At 76.9% G+C, this 251-nt stretch carries 1 pseudogene; it reads right to left on the reverse strand.

Annotated features, from left to right (window positions below):
• A pseudogene (locus KVS71_RS18000) lies at nt 1-251 on the reverse strand (ABC transporter ATP-binding protein); the annotation flags it as partial.

The raw sequence follows: 251 nt of genomic DNA on the forward strand, positions 1-251 counted from the left end.
CTCGGCACGCGGCACACCGAGGTTCTCGCACCCGAAGGCGACGTCATCGCCGGCACGGGCGTGGATCACCTGCGAGTCGGGATCCTGGAGCACGAGCCCGGCCCGCCCGCGGGTCGCCGCGGCGGGGTCGCCGCCGTCGAGCAGCGCGCCTTCGCTCTCCCCCTCCTCCTCACCGCCGTGCACACCGGCGAGGCCGTGCAGCAGCGTCGACTTCCCCGCGCCGGAGGCGCCGTGCACGGGCACGCGCTCGC

It is taken from the genome of Microbacterium sp. GbtcB4, assembly GCF_019091465.1.
Taxonomy (GTDB): domain Bacteria; phylum Actinomycetota; class Actinomycetes; order Actinomycetales; family Microbacteriaceae; genus Microbacterium; species Microbacterium paraoxydans.